12 protein-coding genes are annotated in these 18,103 nt (G+C 51.9%); 5 read left to right on the plus strand and 7 right to left on the minus strand.

The window, feature by feature from the left end; all coding sequences use genetic code 11:
* The first annotated feature begins 108 nt into the window (after positions 1-108).
* Positions 109-2,100 carry a DNA topoisomerase IV subunit B gene (locus tag Undi14_RS05060; protein ID WP_200178436.1) on the plus strand — a complete coding sequence of 664 codons (1,992 nt, stop codon included), beginning with the start codon at positions 109-111 and terminating at the stop codon, positions 2,098-2,100.
* A 164-nt stretch (positions 2,101-2,264) separates the two neighbouring features.
* Positions 2,265-4,580, plus strand: a complete 2,316-nt coding sequence (gene parC, locus Undi14_RS05065; RefSeq protein ID WP_200178437.1) for a DNA topoisomerase IV subunit A — start codon at positions 2,265-2,267, stop codon at positions 4,578-4,580.
* 122 nt (positions 4,581-4,702) lie between these two features.
* On the opposite strand, the gene Undi14_RS05070 is transcribed toward parC, so the two are convergent.
* The 7 genes from Undi14_RS05070 to hutU form a co-directional block, all read right to left on the minus strand.
* Positions 4,703-6,355, minus strand: coding sequence for a diguanylate cyclase (locus tag Undi14_RS05070; RefSeq protein WP_200178440.1), 1,653 nt, complete (start codon positions 6,353-6,355; stop codon positions 4,703-4,705).
* Entirely contained in the window at positions 6,356-6,748 is a 393-nt protein-coding gene (locus Undi14_RS05075; protein WP_186883241.1) for a response regulator, read from the minus strand.
* 150 nt (positions 6,749-6,898) lie between these two features.
* Positions 6,899-10,612, minus strand: coding sequence for a DUF748 domain-containing protein (locus Undi14_RS05080; RefSeq protein ID WP_200178442.1), 3,714 nt, complete (start codon positions 10,610-10,612; stop codon positions 6,899-6,901).
* Positions 10,613-10,920: 308 nt separating this feature from the next.
* Positions 10,921-12,150 carry an imidazolonepropionase gene (hutI, locus tag Undi14_RS05085; RefSeq protein WP_200178445.1) on the minus strand — a complete coding sequence of 410 codons (1,230 nt, stop codon included), beginning with the start codon at positions 12,148-12,150 and terminating at the stop codon, positions 10,921-10,923.
* Positions 12,150-12,776 (minus strand): HutD family protein, encoded by a 627-nt coding sequence (locus Undi14_RS05090; RefSeq protein ID WP_200178447.1) that lies wholly within the window; start codon positions 12,774-12,776, stop codon positions 12,150-12,152. The genes hutI and Undi14_RS05090 overlap by 1 nt, the downstream gene beginning before the upstream one ends.
* A 12-nt stretch (positions 12,777-12,788) precedes the next feature.
* Positions 12,789-14,330 carry a histidine ammonia-lyase gene (gene hutH, locus Undi14_RS05095; protein WP_200178448.1) on the minus strand — a complete coding sequence of 514 codons (1,542 nt, stop codon included), beginning with the start codon at positions 14,328-14,330 and terminating at the stop codon, positions 12,789-12,791.
* Between the two features lie 123 nt (positions 14,331-14,453).
* Positions 14,454-16,157: a urocanate hydratase gene (hutU, locus tag Undi14_RS05100; RefSeq protein ID WP_200178449.1), complete on the minus strand. Its 1,704-nt coding sequence runs from the start codon at positions 16,155-16,157 to the stop codon at positions 14,454-14,456.
* Between the two features lie 180 nt (positions 16,158-16,337).
* On the opposite strand from hutU, the gene hutC reads away from it, so the two are divergent.
* The 3 genes from hutC to Undi14_RS05115 all read left to right on the plus strand — a co-directional run bounded on the left by hutC (position 16,338) and on the right by Undi14_RS05115 (position 18,094).
* Positions 16,338-17,048 (plus strand): histidine utilization repressor, encoded by a 711-nt coding sequence (gene hutC / locus Undi14_RS05105; RefSeq protein WP_200178450.1) that lies wholly within the window; start codon positions 16,338-16,340, stop codon positions 17,046-17,048.
* A gap of 149 nt (positions 17,049-17,197) precedes the next feature.
* Positions 17,198-17,395, plus strand: a complete 198-nt coding sequence (locus tag Undi14_RS05110) for a hypothetical protein (protein WP_186883234.1) — start codon at positions 17,198-17,200, stop codon at positions 17,393-17,395.
* A gap of 51 nt (positions 17,396-17,446) precedes the next feature.
* Positions 17,447-18,094 (plus strand): DUF2242 domain-containing protein, encoded by a 648-nt coding sequence (locus Undi14_RS05115; RefSeq protein ID WP_200178451.1) that lies wholly within the window; start codon positions 17,447-17,449, stop codon positions 18,092-18,094.
* The last annotated feature ends 9 nt before the right edge of the window (positions 18,095-18,103 follow it).

Consider the following 18,103-nt stretch of genomic DNA (forward strand, 5'->3'; position numbering starts at 1 on the left):
CAATAGCTGCCAAAACGTATGCAAGAATACATCTAAAATCATGTATTCCGTATTTAAAAATTGCAAAATATTATTGCACTTTAACCAAAACAACAGATTTCTATTTGCATGGCCACTAAAAAAAATACGACTCCGTCCGACTATAGCGAATCATCCATCCGCGTCCTCAAAGGGCTGGAACCGGTTAAACAAAGACCGGGCATGTATACCCGCACCGAAAACCCGCTGCACATTATCCAGGAAGTCATCGACAATGCGTCCGATGAAGCTTTGGGCGGTCATTGCAAACATATACAAGTCACTCTGAACACCGACGGCAGCATCAGCGTTGAGGATGATGGCCGCGGCATTCCGGTTGGACTACATCCGGACGAAGGTGTTCCCACTGTCGAAATTGTATTCACACGTTTGCACGCCGGCGGTAAATTCGACAAAGGTTCCGGCGGAGCCTATGCGTTTTCCGGCGGTCTGCACGGCGTTGGGGTCTCTGTCACAAACGCGCTATCCAAACGCCTGGAAATTACCGTCTGGCGTGAAGCTGGCTTACATCAGCTGACCTTTGCTGATGGCGATGTCATTGAACCACTGCGCAGCCAGCCTATTCCCCGTGGCGATAAAAAGAGCGGCACCCGCGTCAGTATCTGGCCCGATGCAAAATATTTCGATTCCGCGAATATACCGCAAGGTGAGTTACAGCGTTTGCTGCGCTCAAAAGCGGTCTTGCTGCCGGGCGTGAAAGTCACGCTGAGCAATGCCAAAACCGGTGAATCGCAAACCTGGCAATACGATCAGGGCTTGCGTGGTTATCTGACCGAAGCGCTGGCCCAGTATTCGCATGGTGAACCACTGATTCCGCTGTTCGAAGGTGAGCAATTCGCCAGCGCGGACACCGAAGGTTTTGCCGAAGGCGAAGGCGCATCGTGGGTCGTGGCCTGGACCGAAGAAGGCAATGTAGTGCGTGAATCGTATGTGAATCTGATTCCGACGCCAGCTGGTGGTACGCATGAATCCGGCCTGCGCGAAGGCTTATTCGGCGCGGTCAAGAGCTTTGCCGAAATGCATTCGCTGCTACCGAAAGGCGTGAAACTATTGCCAGAAGATGTGTTTGCGCGCGTCTCATTTGTGCTGTCAGCTAAAGTGCTGGACCCGCAATTTCAGGGGCAGATTAAAGAGCGTCTGAATTCGCGCGATGCGGTGCGGCTGGTGTCTTCATTCACCAAACCACCGCTGGAATTGTGGCTCAACTCGCACGTGGATTACGGTAAAAAACTCGCTGAACTGGTGATCAAACAAGCGCAATCACGCTTGCGTTCTGCGCAAAAAGTGGAAAAGAAAAAATCCTCTGGCGTTGCCGTTTTACCGGGCAAACTGACCGACTGCGAATCCAGCGACATTACCCGTAATGAATTATTTTTAGTCGAAGGGGATTCCGCTGGTGGCTCAGCAAAAATGGGGCGCGACAAAGAATTTCAGGCGATCCTGCCTTTACGCGGCAAGGTGCTGAACACCTGGGAATCGGAACGTGACCGCCTGTTTGCGAACAATGAAATTCACGATATTTCGGTCGCTATCGGTGTCGATCCGCATGGAGCTAACGATAATGTCGATCTCTCGAATCTGCGTTACGGCAAGATCTGTATTTTGTCTGATGCGGACGTCGATGGTTCACACATTCAGGTGCTGTTGCTGACACTGTTTTTCAAACATTTCCCCCAACTGATTGCCCGCGGCCATATCTGCGTTGCGCGGCCGCCACTGTTCCGCGTTGATGCGCCGGCACGTGGCAAAAAACAGGCACAAAAAATCTATGCGCTGGACAGTGCCGAGCTGACGTCGATAGAAGACAAGTTACGCAAGGAAGGCGTCAAGGACGGCGCATGGAATATTTCCCGCTTCAAAGGTCTGGGTGAAATGAATGCAGAACAGTTATGGGAAACCACGATGAATCCAGACACCCGCCGCTTGCTGCCGGTCAGCCTGGGTGAATTCGATCAGGATTTTTCCGAGGGGCGCTTCAACATGCTGATGGGAAAAGGCGAAGCTGCGGCCCGTCGTGCCTGGATAGAAGAACACGGTAATGCTGTCGAGGCCGATATTTAAGGCGCTGAATGCTTTTTAAGGTCTGAAAATACTCCCCCCCAGTATATGTAAACACCCCAATGAATATGCGGACATAAGGTGTATTTTCAGACATACTCCCCAAAAATTACGAATATCGGCAAACAAAGTGGCATTTTGCCGGATGCAACAAAGAATAAAAAACTATGAGCGAACAAGCGAATTTATTTGAACAGACACCGCCGCCAGGCGATGGCGAAGCACTGACGCTGGCGAGTTTCGCCGAACGTGCTTATCTTGATTATGCAATTTCCGTCGTCAAAGGACGCGCCTTGCCGGACGTCTGCGATGGTCAGAAACCGGTGCAGCGCCGCATCCTGTTTGCGATGAACGAACTCGGTCTGAATTCGTCGGCCAAACCGCGTAAATCGGCTGCGGTGGTCGGTGATGTGCTCGGTAAGCTGCATCCGCATGGCGATCAGTCTGTGTATGACGCGCTGGTACGGATGGCGCAGGATTTTTCGCTGCGTTATCCGCTGATCGATGGTCAGGGTAACTTCGGTTCACGCGATGGCGATGGTGCCGCCGCGATGCGTTACACCGAAGCGCGCCTGACACCGATTGCTAAATTACTGATGGATGAAATTGATCAGGGCACCGTCGATTTCCAACCGAATTATGACGGCACCACCGAAGAACCCAAGCTGCTGCCTGCGCGTTTGCCTATGGTGTTGCTGAACGGTGCCTCTGGTATCGCGGTCGGTCTGGCGACGGAGATTCCTTCGCATAATCTGACCGAAGTCGCCAAAGCTGCCGTGGCGCTGATCCGTAACCCCGCAATGAAACAGGCGGAGTTGATGGAATATATTCCCGGCCCGGATTTCCCCGGCGGCGGACAAATCATCACACCGGCATCGGCGATTGCCGAGATGTATGCCAGTGGTCGCGGCAGCATGAAAGTGCGCGCCCGCTGGAAGATAGAAGACATGGCGCGCGGTCAGTGGCAAGCGGTGGTGACCGAATTACCGCCAGGAGTGTCGTCGCAAAAGGTATTGGAAGAAATCGAAGAACTGACCAATCCGAAAATCAAAACCGGTAAAAAAACACTGTCGCCAGAACAGGTCGCGTTAAAGCAAGTGATCTTGTCGGTACTCGATACGGTGCGTGATGAATCGGGCAAAGATGCGCCTGTGCGTCTGGTGCTGGAACCGAAATCGAAAAATCAGGATCAGGCCGAGTTCATGCAGATGTTGCTCGCCCATACCTCGCTGGAAAGTTCGGCATCGATCAATCTGGTGATGATCGGTGGCGATGGTCGCCCACGCCAGAAAGGCTTGCTCGATATCATCAGCGAGTGGATTGCATTCCGTTTCACGACCGTCACACGTCGCACCCAATTTCGTCTGAAAAAAGTCGATGACCGCATCCATATTCTCGAAGGTCGCGAAGCAGTTTTACTGAATATCGATGAAGTGATCCGCATCATCCGCGAGTCGGATGAGCCGAAACCCGCGCTGATACAGGCTTTCCGCTTATCCGACCGGCAGGCAGAAGATATCCTGGAAATTCGCTTGCGTCAGTTAGCAAGGCTGGAAGCCATTAAAATTCAGCAAGAGTTGGCAGAGCTGCGTAAAGAAAAAGCGGGCCTGCATGACTTGCTCGACAATCCTGCGTCGATGAAGAAAACCCTGATTAAAGAAATCGAAGCCGATGCGAAGCAATTTGGCGATGCACGCCGAACGCTGATAGAAGAAGCGGTACGCGCATCGGTAGAGCAAAAAGTGGTCGATGAGCCAGTCACGGTCGTCATCTCGGATAAAGGCTGGGTGCGCGCCCGCACTGGTCACGGACATGAAGCCAGCCAGTTCACGTTCAAGGCGGGTGACAGTCTGTATGGTACGTTTGAATGCCGCACGGTTGATCATTTACTGGTCTTTGGCTCGAATGGCCGGGTCTATTCTGTAGCGGTTGCAGCCCTGCCCGGCGCGCGTGGCGACGGCGTCCCGATTACAACGCTGATCGATCTCGCTGCCGGTACAAAAATTCTGCATTACTTCGCAGGCAGCAATGAAACCGGTTTATTACTGGCATCGGATGCCGGTTATGGCTTCACCGCGAAAGTGGGTGACATGGTTGGTCGTATGAAGGCTGGCAAAGCCTTTATGACGCTGGAAGAAAACGATTTGCCACTGCCGCCAGCAGTCATCAACGAAGATGCCAGCGCGATTGCCTGCTTGTCTGAAAATGGCCGTTTGCTGGTCTTCGGTCTGAATGAAATCAAGCAATTGTCGAGTGGTGGACGCGGCGTAATTCTGATGGAACTCGAAGAAAAAGAAGCCCTGCTGGCGGCGCAGGCAATCAGCCAGAAAGGCGTCAGGGTAACGGGAACCGGACGCGGCGGCAAAGTGCAGGAAGTGAATCTGAGCGCCAATGCCCTGTCTGTTCATATCAACAAACGCGCCCGCAAAGGCAAGCCGCTGGAAGCGAAAATCAAGGCCAGCAGCTTGCAAAAGCTGGGCTAAGTTAAGTCTGAGCTAAGCTAAGCTGATACCGATAAAAAAAGCCTGAACGATGTTCAGGCTTTTTTATTTTAAGAAGTCGTTTTCCTTAGCAAGACTGGCAGCTATAGAACAAACCTCAGACCTCAGGCGATCGTAATGCAATTGCGTCCGCTTTGTTTGGAAACATACATCGCCGCATCGGCCGCATCAAACAAGGTATCGACATCGCCAGATAACTCCAGATCTGCAATACCAGCAGAAAACGTTGAAGAAAACTCCCTGTTTTCTGAATGCTGAAGAATCTTCGCAAATGCGATGCGGACCTGATCCAGCACCCGGCGTGCGGTACTCGCATCGGTATGCGGAAAAATAACAGCAAACTCTTCACCACCATAACGCCCGACGATATCGGTACGGCGCAGACGCTGGCGCAACAAACGCGCCAACATACGTAATACATGGTCGCCGGCAGCGTGCCCATGCTGGTCATTCACCTGCTTGAAATAATCGAGATCAATCATCGCCAATGCCAGTGGCGTCGCATTGCGATGCGCCTGCAAAATCTCGGCGGCAAGATGTTCTTTGATCGCAGTGTGGTTATACAAGCCAGTCAGACCATCGCGCATAATGAGCGCACGCAAAGAACGATAGCGCTCGGCCCGCGTTGCCAGCGAAGAGATCAGATAATCCGGCGCCACCGGTTTGGTAATGAAATCATCCGCACCAGCACGCACGGCTTCCAGCTGTTTCTGTGGGTCAGCCTCGCTGGATAAAAATACGATAGGCACATCCACGTACGAATTGTCCTGACGAATCAGATGCGACAATTCAATGCCACTGCACAACGGCATGTAGACATCGAGCAGCAACAGCTCAGGGCGGAAATCTGTCATGACAGACAATATCCGGGTTGGCTCATTCAGCAATTGCACGATCATGCCGGCATTGCGCAAAATCGCACCGTAATAATTCGCCGTCACCACATCATCATCGACGATCAGTATCCGGTAGCCTTTCGTCTCATCACGCTGCAAGATGGTATCGATTCTTTCAGTCAGCTCGACGACATCGACTGGCTTCGTAAAATAGCCATCGCCCTTGGCGTGCACTGCCATCAGGCGAGAATCAAAACTACTCGACTTCGAAATAAAAATCGTTGGAATACGCAAGCGTTGCAGTTGTTCTACTTTCTTTATTTCTTCGACCCCGCCAGTGCCATCTTCGGCAGACCCCATATCGATCACAATGACATCCGGGCGTCGTCGCGCCACCGCCAAAGCCAGATTTTTCGACTGTTCCACGCTGACGGTCTCGTAACCAAAATGCTCAAGTTGGGTCGTAATTTCCTGATTTTGCCGACAATCCTGATTGACCAGATAAATCAGCCGCGACTGATTATCGGGCGAAGCCGCTTCGCTCGCGTCTGCGGATGCGATATCACCCGGCGCATGTTCCTTGTTGAGATTGTTGAGTGCGGCAGCAAAGTAATCGCGAATATCACGGGCGTAATCGTCCAGCTCAGTCTGACTCCACTCTGTGCCGCTTAATAATGGCTTCAGACGCGACTCAAACACCCGCGCCTGCACACCCAACTCTTCAAAGCCGAAAGTGCCTGCGGAACCGGCCATCGTATGCAGATGACGATGCAAAGCCGTCAGTGACTCTTTGTCCTGCGGGTTGTGCAAATACTGCCCTAATGCACCAGTGATCTCGTCAAACCGGGAGGGTAATTTCTGCAAAAAAAGCGCTTCCAGCTTACGCAGTTTTTCTTGCAGGTTATCCATTTTTTCTGACATCTATTTTCTTTCCTGCCAGAGTTTAGCGACCTGTGCGGACAATTCCATAGGATCAAAAGGTTTAGCGATCACGCCGATGGCACCTAAAGAATAATACAGTTCCAATTCTGAGGTCTGCACTTTCGCCGTCATAAAAACCACCGGCGTCGTCGCCGTCACTGGCAATTGACGTAACTCTGCCAATGTCGTTGGTCCGTCCATATTGGGCATCATAACATCGAGCAACAGCAAATCCGGCACAAAACCTGCCTTTACCTCTGACAGTGCCTGACTGCCTGAGCTGCAGGTCTTCAGAACAAAGCCGCCAACAACTTCAAGGGCAATCTGCGCCACCGTCTGTATATCGGAGTCGTCCTCAACATACAAAATGTTGACCAGGTTTGCAGATGTCATTCTCACTCCTTAAACAAAATTGTTACGCCCGTCAGATCAGCATAAATCAAGATGATGCTCAAAACAATCCGTCAGCAAAGAACAATATCCGGTTCTGCAGGACTTTAATCGCAGCATCATCGTAGTTATAAATCTGCGCCTGAGATCAGATTACTTCAATGAAAAATCGACGCGGTTAGGAGCGCCCTTATCTTTGATGCCGTCCGCATTCAGTTTAGGGGCGATCAGGAACATGCGTTCGCGACTCACCAGCGCCACATCTTCGAGATAATCGCGCACAGTATCTGCGCGTCTTTGTGCCAAGTCCCGTAAATCATCGGTATCCACCGTCAGATTTTGCAATAACAATTGTTCCGCCTCTGCGTCTGGCAGTGTTTTAGCCAGCCCCAGCACATTCCGTGGCTTATTGAATTTTGCAGCATCGTATAAGGATTGCAGAAATTTATGTCGTTCGTCTGCCGTCAATGTCAGCGACTCCGCTTTGATACCGCGATTTTTCCGGCCAAGTTCACGCCATTTAGCTTCGCGCAACCGGCTCTCCAGCATTTCACGCCGCACACCTTCAGTATCGCTCTTGACGTCCACACGACCTGTAATATCCAGCTGCAGACTGGCGCGTTCCTTCAATGCTTTCGCCAAACTATCGAGTTTTTCTGTTGCTTCCGGCGTCAGGGTGGTACTCCCCGGATGAAACTCCAGATAGGCAAGCTCTTCGCCACCACCATCAAATAAGGAACCCAATAAGGCAAACGGAGAAGTCACCGCTTTTGTAATAATGTTCGCAAACACTTTTAAAATAATACTGCTCACAGAAAACTGCGGGTCAGATAAAGAACCTGAGACCGGCAAATTAATCGTTATCCTGCCTTGATTATCACGCAGCAGCGCCACCGCCAGCATCACCGGCAATTTGGTTGCACTCGGGCTATCCACTTTTTCACCGAATGTCAGTTGATCCAGCCTGACCTCGTTCTCCGCCGTCAATTGCTGGTTCTCTATTTTGTAACTTGCCTGAGCCGACAATTTGCCTTTTTCAATCACGTAACCCGCATATTTGGCCGCATACGGCGTCAGCTTGGTCAGCTCGATCCCGTTCGCACTGCCTTTAATATCCAGAAACACCGGTGTGGATAATGGATTCATGCTGCCTGAAATTAGCAGCGGTGCGTCATCATCCACTTTACCATTCAGTTCCACCGTCGCCACTTGTGGGTTGTCGGATGAAATCATGCCTATGCGACCGCTGATGCCAGTCAGGTTTGCATGGTAATTCGGCTGTATGAAATTATCCGTAAAGTTAACGTTGCCACCAGTGATAACGGTTTGTCCTATGCGCATGACGACGGAGGATGGCGTACCGGTGACCGGCACTTTCTGCGTTACGGTGGTGCTACCGGCAAGGCCTGCAGTGGTTTTCGGCGTCATCTCTTTCGACGTCGGCACTGCGTTCGCAGGTACATCCTTCGCGGTTTGGCTCACCAGGATATTCTGTAAATTCAAGCGCGCCTTGTCAGACAAGACCAGACGCGCAAAAAAATCATTCAGGCTCAGTTTTTTAACATCAATCAGTTGTTTGGATTTTCCTATGTTCGCGTGAATGCCTTCGGCCGATATCGCTTTCCAGTCCAGAAAATCCTCCTCTGTGCCATTTTCAAATATCTGAAAATTATTCAGACTCAGCATGCCGTCGTAATCAAACTGACGGTCGGCTTCCAGGATATTTGTCAGTGCCAGCTTGCCCTTGGCAGTGCCGCCACCTTTAACAATCTGCACATTCAGAAATTGTGAAAAATACGAAGATAGTCGCGCAATCGGCAAACTTTCTGTATCCACATTCACGTTTACTTTTTTCATACCGGCGGAACTACTGCCATCCAGATTCAGCTTGGAACGCCGGTTCAGTTTCGATTGCAGACGGAAGCTGACGTCTTTAGAAAAATCGCTGCTCAGTTGCCCCAGATTCAGGCTGATGCTGTTCAGGTTTAATTTCACTTCCGGTGTGACCGACTGATCGAGAAAATCGATTTCACTATTTTTCAGATCAAATTGATTCAGGCTGATTTTCCACGGCGCAGTTGCTGTGCTGGCAGCGACAGTCTGGTCAGTCTTGCTGGCTATGACTGTTTTACTTGCAGGCGACGTCTGTTCAGGCAACCAGCTCTGCATCAGCATCGCCGCCGATTTATCGCGCCGGATATCGGCCCGCAAACCATCAAATTCCGCGGTTCCCATTTGTATCGCGCGGTTCGCGGAGTCAAGTAATGTTTTGTTCAGCGAAAAAGATTTGAGCGCAATGCTACCGTCACTGGCGTTCCCTTTCAGCAGCAGATCACGCAGTCTGAGCGATAAATCAATAAGCTGAAATTCGCCAGCCTTCAGACTGACGCCGGATTCCGCATCCAGTTTGCCACTCAGATTCGCCTTCAAAAACGGATTCAGAAAAGCCTGATAATTGGCAAGCGCCACATCGCTGATGGTAAGCTTGCCATTCAGCGTAGAGGAAAAAATCTGCAATTGCCCGTCAAACCCGATTTTTTCATCGGCTTTTGTTTCCAAACTCAGTTTCAGTTGCGCTGGCTTGACGTCTTTCGCGGTCGATAACTGCTGCGCACGCAGGCTGATGTTTTGCAATTCCAGTTTTTGTTCTGGTCTGGCACGCACGGCATCAGAAAAGTGTATCTGTCCATTCACGACCTGCAGATCGTGTACCTGCACGAGTGGCAAAGGTGCCGTGGTTGCTTTCGCTGCTGCCGTCGCTACTGGTGTGACTGTGGATGTTTTTCCGGCTGCAGCAGTCGTTGCCGCCCCTGATTTACCAACGGGGGCAGCTTGCAGATTCGCCCAGTTCAGGCCATGCTGCGCATCAAAATCCAGCCATACCTGTGGTGCGCTCAGGCTCAATTGTTGCAACTCTGTCGCCGCCGTCATCAGATTCATCTGACGAATCTGCGCCTGCAAACCTTCCAGCTTCAGCAAAGGCTGACTTTGTTTATCTTTAAGGAAAACATCATGCAAACGCACATCACCGGACAGAAAAACTTCCATCTGCTTTTTCTGGCTGAAAGTCAGATTGAGCTTGCTGCTCAGTCTGGCGCTGGTTACCTGCACCGGCAAAGCGACTGGTACATAAGGAATCAGTTGCGCCAGATCTAATTGATCGAAATCGATGGCCAGCGTGCTTTCACGAGTTTCAGAAAATGGCTTGGCGCGCGCCTGCAAAGAAAAATCCGCACCGTTGACATGGGCAGACAATCTGGGTTCGACAAAGCTGTCTATCTGTTTCGGGAAATTGGAAATGAAAGGTAAGCCTACCTGCAAGTCTGTCAGTTTAAATTTCTTACCGAAGACCTGGTCATCAAAGACGATAGTGCCTTTGCTGATCTGTATGTTGGCAACAGAAAAACGCAGCGGCGCGTCACTTTTGGGAGCTGCTGCAATTTTATCCAGCACGTCGCTAACGTTATAGCGACTGTGCTGAGCCAAGCTGTAACGTACCAGACGCACATCCGGCGCGGTCAGATAAAATTCATCGAGTACCAGTGCGCGATGAAACAAGGATGTCATTGACAGATTGACTCTCAGCTCTTGCACCGCTAAAGCCGACGTTTTCTGATCGGCTTCATAGAGACGCACATTCGTCGCCGTCAGGGCAAGCGAAAATGGAGAAAAGCTGACCTCGCCGATGTCCAGTTTGCGGCCAGTTTGTTGTTGCACCTGCTCTATCGCCATGCGTTTTACAAACACCGGCAGAAATAAATAGCTGAGCAACATCAGCAGCACGGCTAGCACCAGTCCACCGGCAAGCCAGCGCCCCGTTCTCCAACGTTGAAAACGGGTCGAAAAAGAAGTAACCGGTAATGCCACTGTGAGCCTCTGCGTGTAGATAAAAATGAAGCAAAAATCGCTGAAGCGCCTCATTTTTCAATTGAATATTATTTTTCCAGCATTATACGTCTCGCTAAACGTCAAAGCGGGGAAAACCCAGGCTGCGCGGGTTAAATAATGTGTCAAAAGATTACCAGAGTTCGTTCAAATGCTATCGATACGCATTCGAACGGAAGCGCGTAAAGATTAAACAAACCGTGAACAAGCGCCGACCCGGGCACGGCTTAATGTTGACAAGTGTCAGTCAGGCGCAACAGCGGCAAGCCTTTGTTTCCAGCTCATACGCTTCATGGGAAAAAACCGCGCCGGTCTTCTGGTCGCCCGCCGAAAACCCTGCTCCAGAGCGGATTTGCACCGATGTGATAGGCCAGATCTGCCGGTCGCTGTATTTTCCACAAATTAAAATCGGCCATCTTGCCGACTTCTAATGTTCCGCTGATGCTGCTCGTCCCTAATGCCTGTGCGGCATGGCAAGTTACGCCCTGCAGGGCTTCCAGCGGCGTCAAACGAAACAGGGTGCACCCCATGTTCATGGTCAGTAACAGTGAGGTCAGTGGCGATGTGCCGGGATTGCAATCCGTCGCCAATGCGATCTTCACACCGGCAGCACGTAAGGCCTGCACCGGTGGCATTTGCGTCTCGCGTAAAAAATAAAAAGCACCGGGCAATAACGCAGCCACCGTGCCGCTGGCGGCCATCGCGGCGATCCCTGCGTCCGACAGATATTCCAGATGATCCGCCGACAAGCCGTGATAACGCGCAGTTAACGCCGCCCCACCCTGATCGGATAATTGCTCTGCATGCAGCTTCACCGGCAAACCAAGTGCTTGCGCGGTCAGAAATACCCGCTCGGTCTGAGCCGGCGTAAAACCGATTTTTTCGCAAAAGACGTCAACTGCATCCACCAATTCTTCCGCCACCAATGCTGGCAGCATGTGCTCGCACACCAGCGTGATGTAATCATCTGCTCGCCCCGCAAATTCAGGTGGCAAGGCATGCGCACCCAGAAAGGTCGTCTTGACGCGAACCGGAAACTCACGTCCTATGCGCCGCGCAACACGCAGCAGCCGCGCTTCGCTGGGCAAATCGAGACCATAGCCTGACTTAATTTCCAGCGTCGTCACACCTTCACTAAGCAACGCGCGCAGACGTGGTAAAGTCGCTTGCAATAGCTCATCTTCCGTCGCGGCTCTGGTCGCCGTGACGGTGGAAAGGATACCGCCGCCTTGGCGGGCAATCGTTTCATAGCTGACGCCATTCAGACGCGCTTCAAATTCATTGCTGCGGTTACCGGCATACACCAGATGCGTATGGCAATCGATCAACCCCGGCGTGACCCAACAGCCAGCGCCATCGTGCTGTGTTGTGACCGAATAATTCGGGGGTAAGGCATTGCGCTCACCTAGCCAGACGATCTTGCCGTCACGGACAGCAAGCGCGGCATCATTAATCTCGCTATAACCATCTGTCATGGTCGCGAGGTGGATGTTGGTCCACAAACTATCCCAGTGCAACATCAGTCCACCCCTTTATCGAGAAATTCCAGCGTGATCAGAAACAGGATGGCGCCCTCATCGGCAGTCAGTTCCAGTGCTATACCTGATGCAGGATGGGTTTCGTTCAACAGCATAAGATCGCCGCTGCAAAATACTTCCTCCGCTGTTTCTGGCGTTGTCAGACGAGCGCCACCGGCAACACAGTACAACAACATTTGTCGGGCGTCTTGCGCATGGATGCGATGTTGTCCGGCCAATAGCTTTTGCATGGTATGGGTGCAAACATCGCGGCGCGTCATCATGTTCAGATCCGACACGCTGCCCTCTGATAATTCAGCCGTTACCGCAAGCTCGCCTGCAAAGCAATACGGCGGGCTGTTTTGCGTCAGATGCACCGCACCCGATGGTGTAGTTCCCTGCTCTGCCTTCGTATGCAAAATCAAACCTGCGCCAGACAACACGGCAAGCGTTCTGTCTATGCCGGGGAAACTGGAAAACGGCCCATCAACCGCTACCTGCGCCGTACTCAGACGCCAGATGAAATTATCGAGGTGGGCACCGGCCGGAAAAATCGCCAGCTCAGTCGTGCTGCCGCCGCCATTTTTCCAGGGCATCGTCTGATAATTGCTTACAGACCAGCGCTGCATCAGCATGCTCCGTCAGGCCAGATACAAATGCTGATACAGATGCTGGCATTCCGCACTGATGCGGCCTGACACAACCAGCTCTTTTGCTGCCTCGATGTCGGGTGCGAAAAAACGGTCTTTGTCATAGAACGCGACCTTGCTTCGCAAAGTCTGATGCACCTGCGTCAGCATAGGCGAGGTCTTCAGTGGTGCATGGAAATCCACGCCTTGCGCCGCAGCCAGCAATTCAATCCCGACGATGGTCGCGGTATTCTGCGCCATTTCATGCAGGCGACGAGCACCATAGGTCGCCATGCTGACATGATCTTCCTGATTGGCCGAGGTCGGAATCGAATCCACACTGGATGGATGGGCATGCGATTTGTTTTCGGAAGCCAGCGCCGCCGCTGTCACATGCGCAATCATAAAGCCGGAATTCAGACCCGACGATGGCACCAGAAATGGTGGCAAACCAGATAAAGAAGCATCAATCAACAAGGCGATACGACGCTCGGAAATCGCACCGATCTCGGCAATCGCCAGCGCCAGCGTATCCGCTGCAAAAGCGACTGGCTCGGCATGGAAGTTACCACCGGAAATGACTTCGCCTGTGTCGACAAACACCAGCGGGTTATCGGTGACGGCATTGGCTTCGATCAGCAAAGTGCGCGCTGCATTATTGATGATGTCCAGACAGGCACCCATGACTTGGGGCTGGCAACGCAGGCAATATGGGTCTTGCACGCGCTCATCGTTAACCAAATGGGACAGGCGGATTTCACTGCCCGCCAGCAGCGAACGGTAAATCTCTGCCGTCGCGATCTGACCTGGCTGACCACGGCTGCTATGAATGCGAGGATCAAACGGTGCATCACTGCCTTTGGCAGCATCGACGGACAAAGCGCCGGTAATCGTGGCGGCTTCCAGCAAACGTTCCGCCATGAATAAACCATGCAAAGCGAGCGCCGTTGATACCTGAGTGCCATTGATCAATGCCAGCCCTTCTTTTGCGGCGAGGACGACCGGCGTGATACCAGCATTCGCCAGCGCCTGTTTTGCCGATAACAGTGTACCGTTGACGCGCACATCGCCTTCGCCCAGCAGCGCCAGTGTCATGTGCGATAACGGCGCCAGATCGCCGGAGGCACCGACCGATCCCTTGACGGGTATGGTCGGCATAATACCGGCGTTGACCATCGCGATCATGGTGTCGATCACAACCGCGCGGATACCCGACACGCCGCGCGCCAGGCTGGCAATTTTCATCGCCAGTATCAACCGCACGACCTCATCGGCAATGAATTCGCCTGAGCCCACCGAATGAGACAAAATCAGATTGCGTTGCAAGAGCTCAAGCTGATCATCCGGAATGCGGGTTTTCGCGAGTTTGCCGAAGCCGGTGTTGATGCCGTAAGCCGCATCACCTTTGGCAACGATCTTTTGTATCATTTCTGACGATGCGTGTATCGCCGGGTAAGCAGACGCGACCAGTTTTAATGGTGCCGGACTGATCCAGATGCGGCGCAAATCTGACAGCGTGAATTCGCCAGGATGTATCTCAAGGTGCTTACTCATTTTTTTGCTTTCTCAATAGGGTGTCGCAATGGATTGTCTCAATGCCTGCGCGCCTCTTCAGGCATTTTTGCGCCAGGAAGCCCGTAATACGCGGGCATTTTCTTGTCAATTCAGACAATCTGCTTATTTAATCATCGGCAAGTTCAGGCCTTCGCGCTTGGCGCAGGCGACTGCCTGTTCATAGCCAGCATCAGCATGACGCATCACACCGGAACCGCAATCGTTGACCAGTACGCGCGCCAGACGCTTAGCAGCAGCTTCAGTGCCATCGGCCACAATCACCATGCCAGAATGCTGGGAATAACCCATACCCACACCACCGCCATGATGCAAAGAAACCCAGCTGGCTCCACCGGCGGTATTCAGCAAGGCATTCAGCAAAGGCCAGTCAGAAACGGCATCGGTGCCATCACGCATGCCCTCGGTTTCGCGATTCGGACTGGATACCGAGCCGGTATCGAGATGATCGCGACCGATCACGACCGGTGCTTTGAGTTCACCGTTTTTGACCATTTCATTGAATGCGAGTCCGGCGATATGACGCTCGCCCAGACCCAGCCAGCAAATACGTGCCGGTAAGCCTTGGAAGGCGATACGTTCACCCGCCATGTCCAGCCATTTGTGCACGCCTTTATTGTGTGGGAATAATTCCTTGATTTTGGCATCGGTCTTGCGGATATCTTCCGGATCACCCGACAGAGCCACCCAGCGGAATGGACCTTTGCCGTCACAGAACAGCGGACGGATATAGGCCGGTACAAAGCCAGGGAAATCGAAGGCATTGTTTACGCCGGTATCGAATGCGACCTGGCGGATATTATTGCCATAGTCGACAGTAGGGATGCCCATCGCATGGAAGTCCAGCATTGCCTGTACATGCACCGCACAAGCCTGAGCTGCATCCGCAGTCAGCTTTGCATGTTGTGTCGAATCGTGCTGGGCAGCCTTCCATTGTTCCACGCTCCAGCCTATAGGCAGATAGCCATTGATCAGATCATGGGCCGAAGTCTGGTCAGTCACCAGATCCGGTTTCATGCCACCCGCTTTGGCGCGCTTGACCAGCTCAGGCAGGATTTCAGCGGCATTGCCGAGCAAGGCGATAGAAACCGCTTCTTTACGTTCGCAATGATGCTGTATCAGCGCCAGCGCATCGTCCAGGTCTTTCGCTTGTTTATCGACATAGCGGGTACGCAGACGGAAGTCGATACTGCTTTGCTGACATTCGATATTCAGCGACACCGCACCGGCAAAGCTGGCTGCCAATGGCTGCGCGCCGCCCATGCCACCGAGGCCAGCGGTCAGTATCCAGCGTCCACCCCAGTCGCCGTTGTAATGCTGGCGTCCGGCTTCGGCGAAGGTTTCATAAGTCCCCTGCACGATGCCCTGGGTACCGATGTAAATCCAGCTGCCTGCGGTCATCTGGCCATACATGAACAAACCTTTGCGGTCGAGTTCATTGAAGTGTTCCCAATTAGCCCATTTTGGGACCAGATTGGAGTTCGCGATCAGTACGCGTGGTGCATCTTCATGCGTCTGGAATACACCTACCGGTTTGCCTGACTGTATCAACAGGGTTTCATTGGCTTCCAGCGCCTTGAGCGAAGCCAGAATCTGGTCATAGCATTCCCAGTTACGCGCAGCGCGGCCTATACCGCCATACACCACCAGATGCTTAGGATTTTCAGCAACGGCCGGGTCCAGATTATTTTGTATCATGCGATAGGCCGCCTCAGCCACCCAGGTTTTACAAACCTTCTCTGCACCATGCGGTGCGTGAATAACACGGCTGGCATCCCAGCGTGGATCGTTTTGAAGAATATCGGACATACGTGTCTCCTGATCTCAGGTGTTACGAGGAAAATGTAGCCGGACATTTTGATGGCCGGTAGCGCTGAATATTGACGTTCCCATCAGAACAGCTTTTTTTTTGGAGTTTAAGTTGTATATACAACTTTTGCAAGCGGATTTTTAGTGAGACAATAGCGCAACTATTTCAGCAGGAATCCCGTGCCAAAAGTACAAGTTAATGCCCCCGTTTTCCAGACGATCAAAAATTATTTACTGAAAGAGATTCAGTCCGGCACCTGGAAAGAAGGCGATGCAATCCCATCTGAAGCGATGCTGGCAGAACAATTCAACGTCTCGCGCATGACGGTCAATCGCGCAGTGCGCGAGCTGACCAGCGAGCAGATTCTGCATAGAATCCAGGGTTCAGGCACCTACGTTGCACAACAAAAATATCAGGCGACACTGGTGGAAATCAAAAGCATAGCCGAAGAAATTCGTTCGCGTGGGCATGTGCATAGAAGTGAATTACATCTGCTGGCGGAGCATCCTGCAAGTGAGCAACTTTCGCAAGAATTTATGGTCAAACCGGGGCATCGTCTGTTTCACTCAGTGATCGTTCACTTTGAAGATAATGTCGCGATTCAGGTAGAAGACCGCTGGGTCAATTCCAGTGTTACGCCCGACTATCTGCAACAGGATTTCACCACTATGACACCGAATGAGTATCTGGTCGCAGTAGCACCGCTGCAAGGCGTTGATTACCGGATAGAAGCAATGATGCCGCCAAAACAAATCGCCACAATGCTGCAGATTGCCGTTAAGGATACTTGTCTGGTATTACACAGAAAAACCCGCTCAAAGGGAAAAATCGCAACCGTTGTGACTATGTGGCACCCGGGAAAACGCTACCAGTTTGCTGGCAGTTTTTAATGACAAAATAACTGAGCACGTCATCGAAAAACCGCGCTGACACGTTGCAACAACCGGACTAATACGTTACGACATGATCTGGTAACAGTCTTGTAACAACGTTCATCCTGCCAAGCAGTTAAAATGCAGTCTGAATTAAGGAAATTACCATGGCAAAAAAGAACGAGCTTGATCCGGAAACCGAAGCGCTGATCGCATGGTGCACAGAAGTTGAAGGTTTTTTAGTTGCTGGCGGGGCGACCATCGCGCAGGCACAGGATCACATAGAAGAACAAATCGAGTGGTTCACCGATTTATTTTTTGATGGTTTAAGTCCGGAAGAAGCAGCAAAAGAGGCGCTCGCTTGAGGATAGATCATAGTAAAACCAGCCTCTGCTCACATGAAGTTTAGATTAAAAATGCGCCGTTTATTTTTGTACTTGTCAGTCGCACTTTCTTTGAGTCTGGTCAGTGCCTGTTCCACTACCAAATCGCCCTCCCAACAACATGAGGAATTTGGTGCCAGCGGTGTATTTACGCGCAGTTTTCCCGGTACGGAGCAATCCGCCTGCGAAGCAGCGCGACGCGCATTGCTGAGCCAGGGATATGTTATCAGCGACTGGAAACCTTCCATCCTGAAAGGTCGCCGCAAATATCAGCACGATGCCGAAGTCCATGCGGAAATCGAGTTTAATGTCGTTTGTGTCGCCAACAGCCAGGGCAGCAACAGCACCACCATATTCGCGAATGCGGTACGCGATCGTTACTCACTGAAAAAGAGCAACACCTCTGCCAGTATCGGCGTCAGTGCTATCGGCTCGGTCTCCTTGCCATTTGGCACAACGGATGATGCGCTCGTTAAAGTCGCCAGCGAAACGATACCAACCGGGCAGTTTTATAACCAGTTTTTTGATCTGGTTGAACGCTATCTCGATAGTGTACAAATGCCGAATGATCCCGATGCAGAAAAAAAAGAAAGCGCTTCTGTAAAGGCACCGCCGGCTGAACAATCAGCCGCGCCGGATCAGGCGGGTAAAGAAATAAGTAAGTCGAATGCCGATAACTAAGCTTCCATT

It is taken from the genome of Undibacterium sp. 14-3-2 (genome assembly GCF_016595265.1).
Taxonomy (GTDB): Bacteria; Pseudomonadota; Gammaproteobacteria; order Burkholderiales; family Burkholderiaceae_D; genus Undibacterium; species Undibacterium aquatile.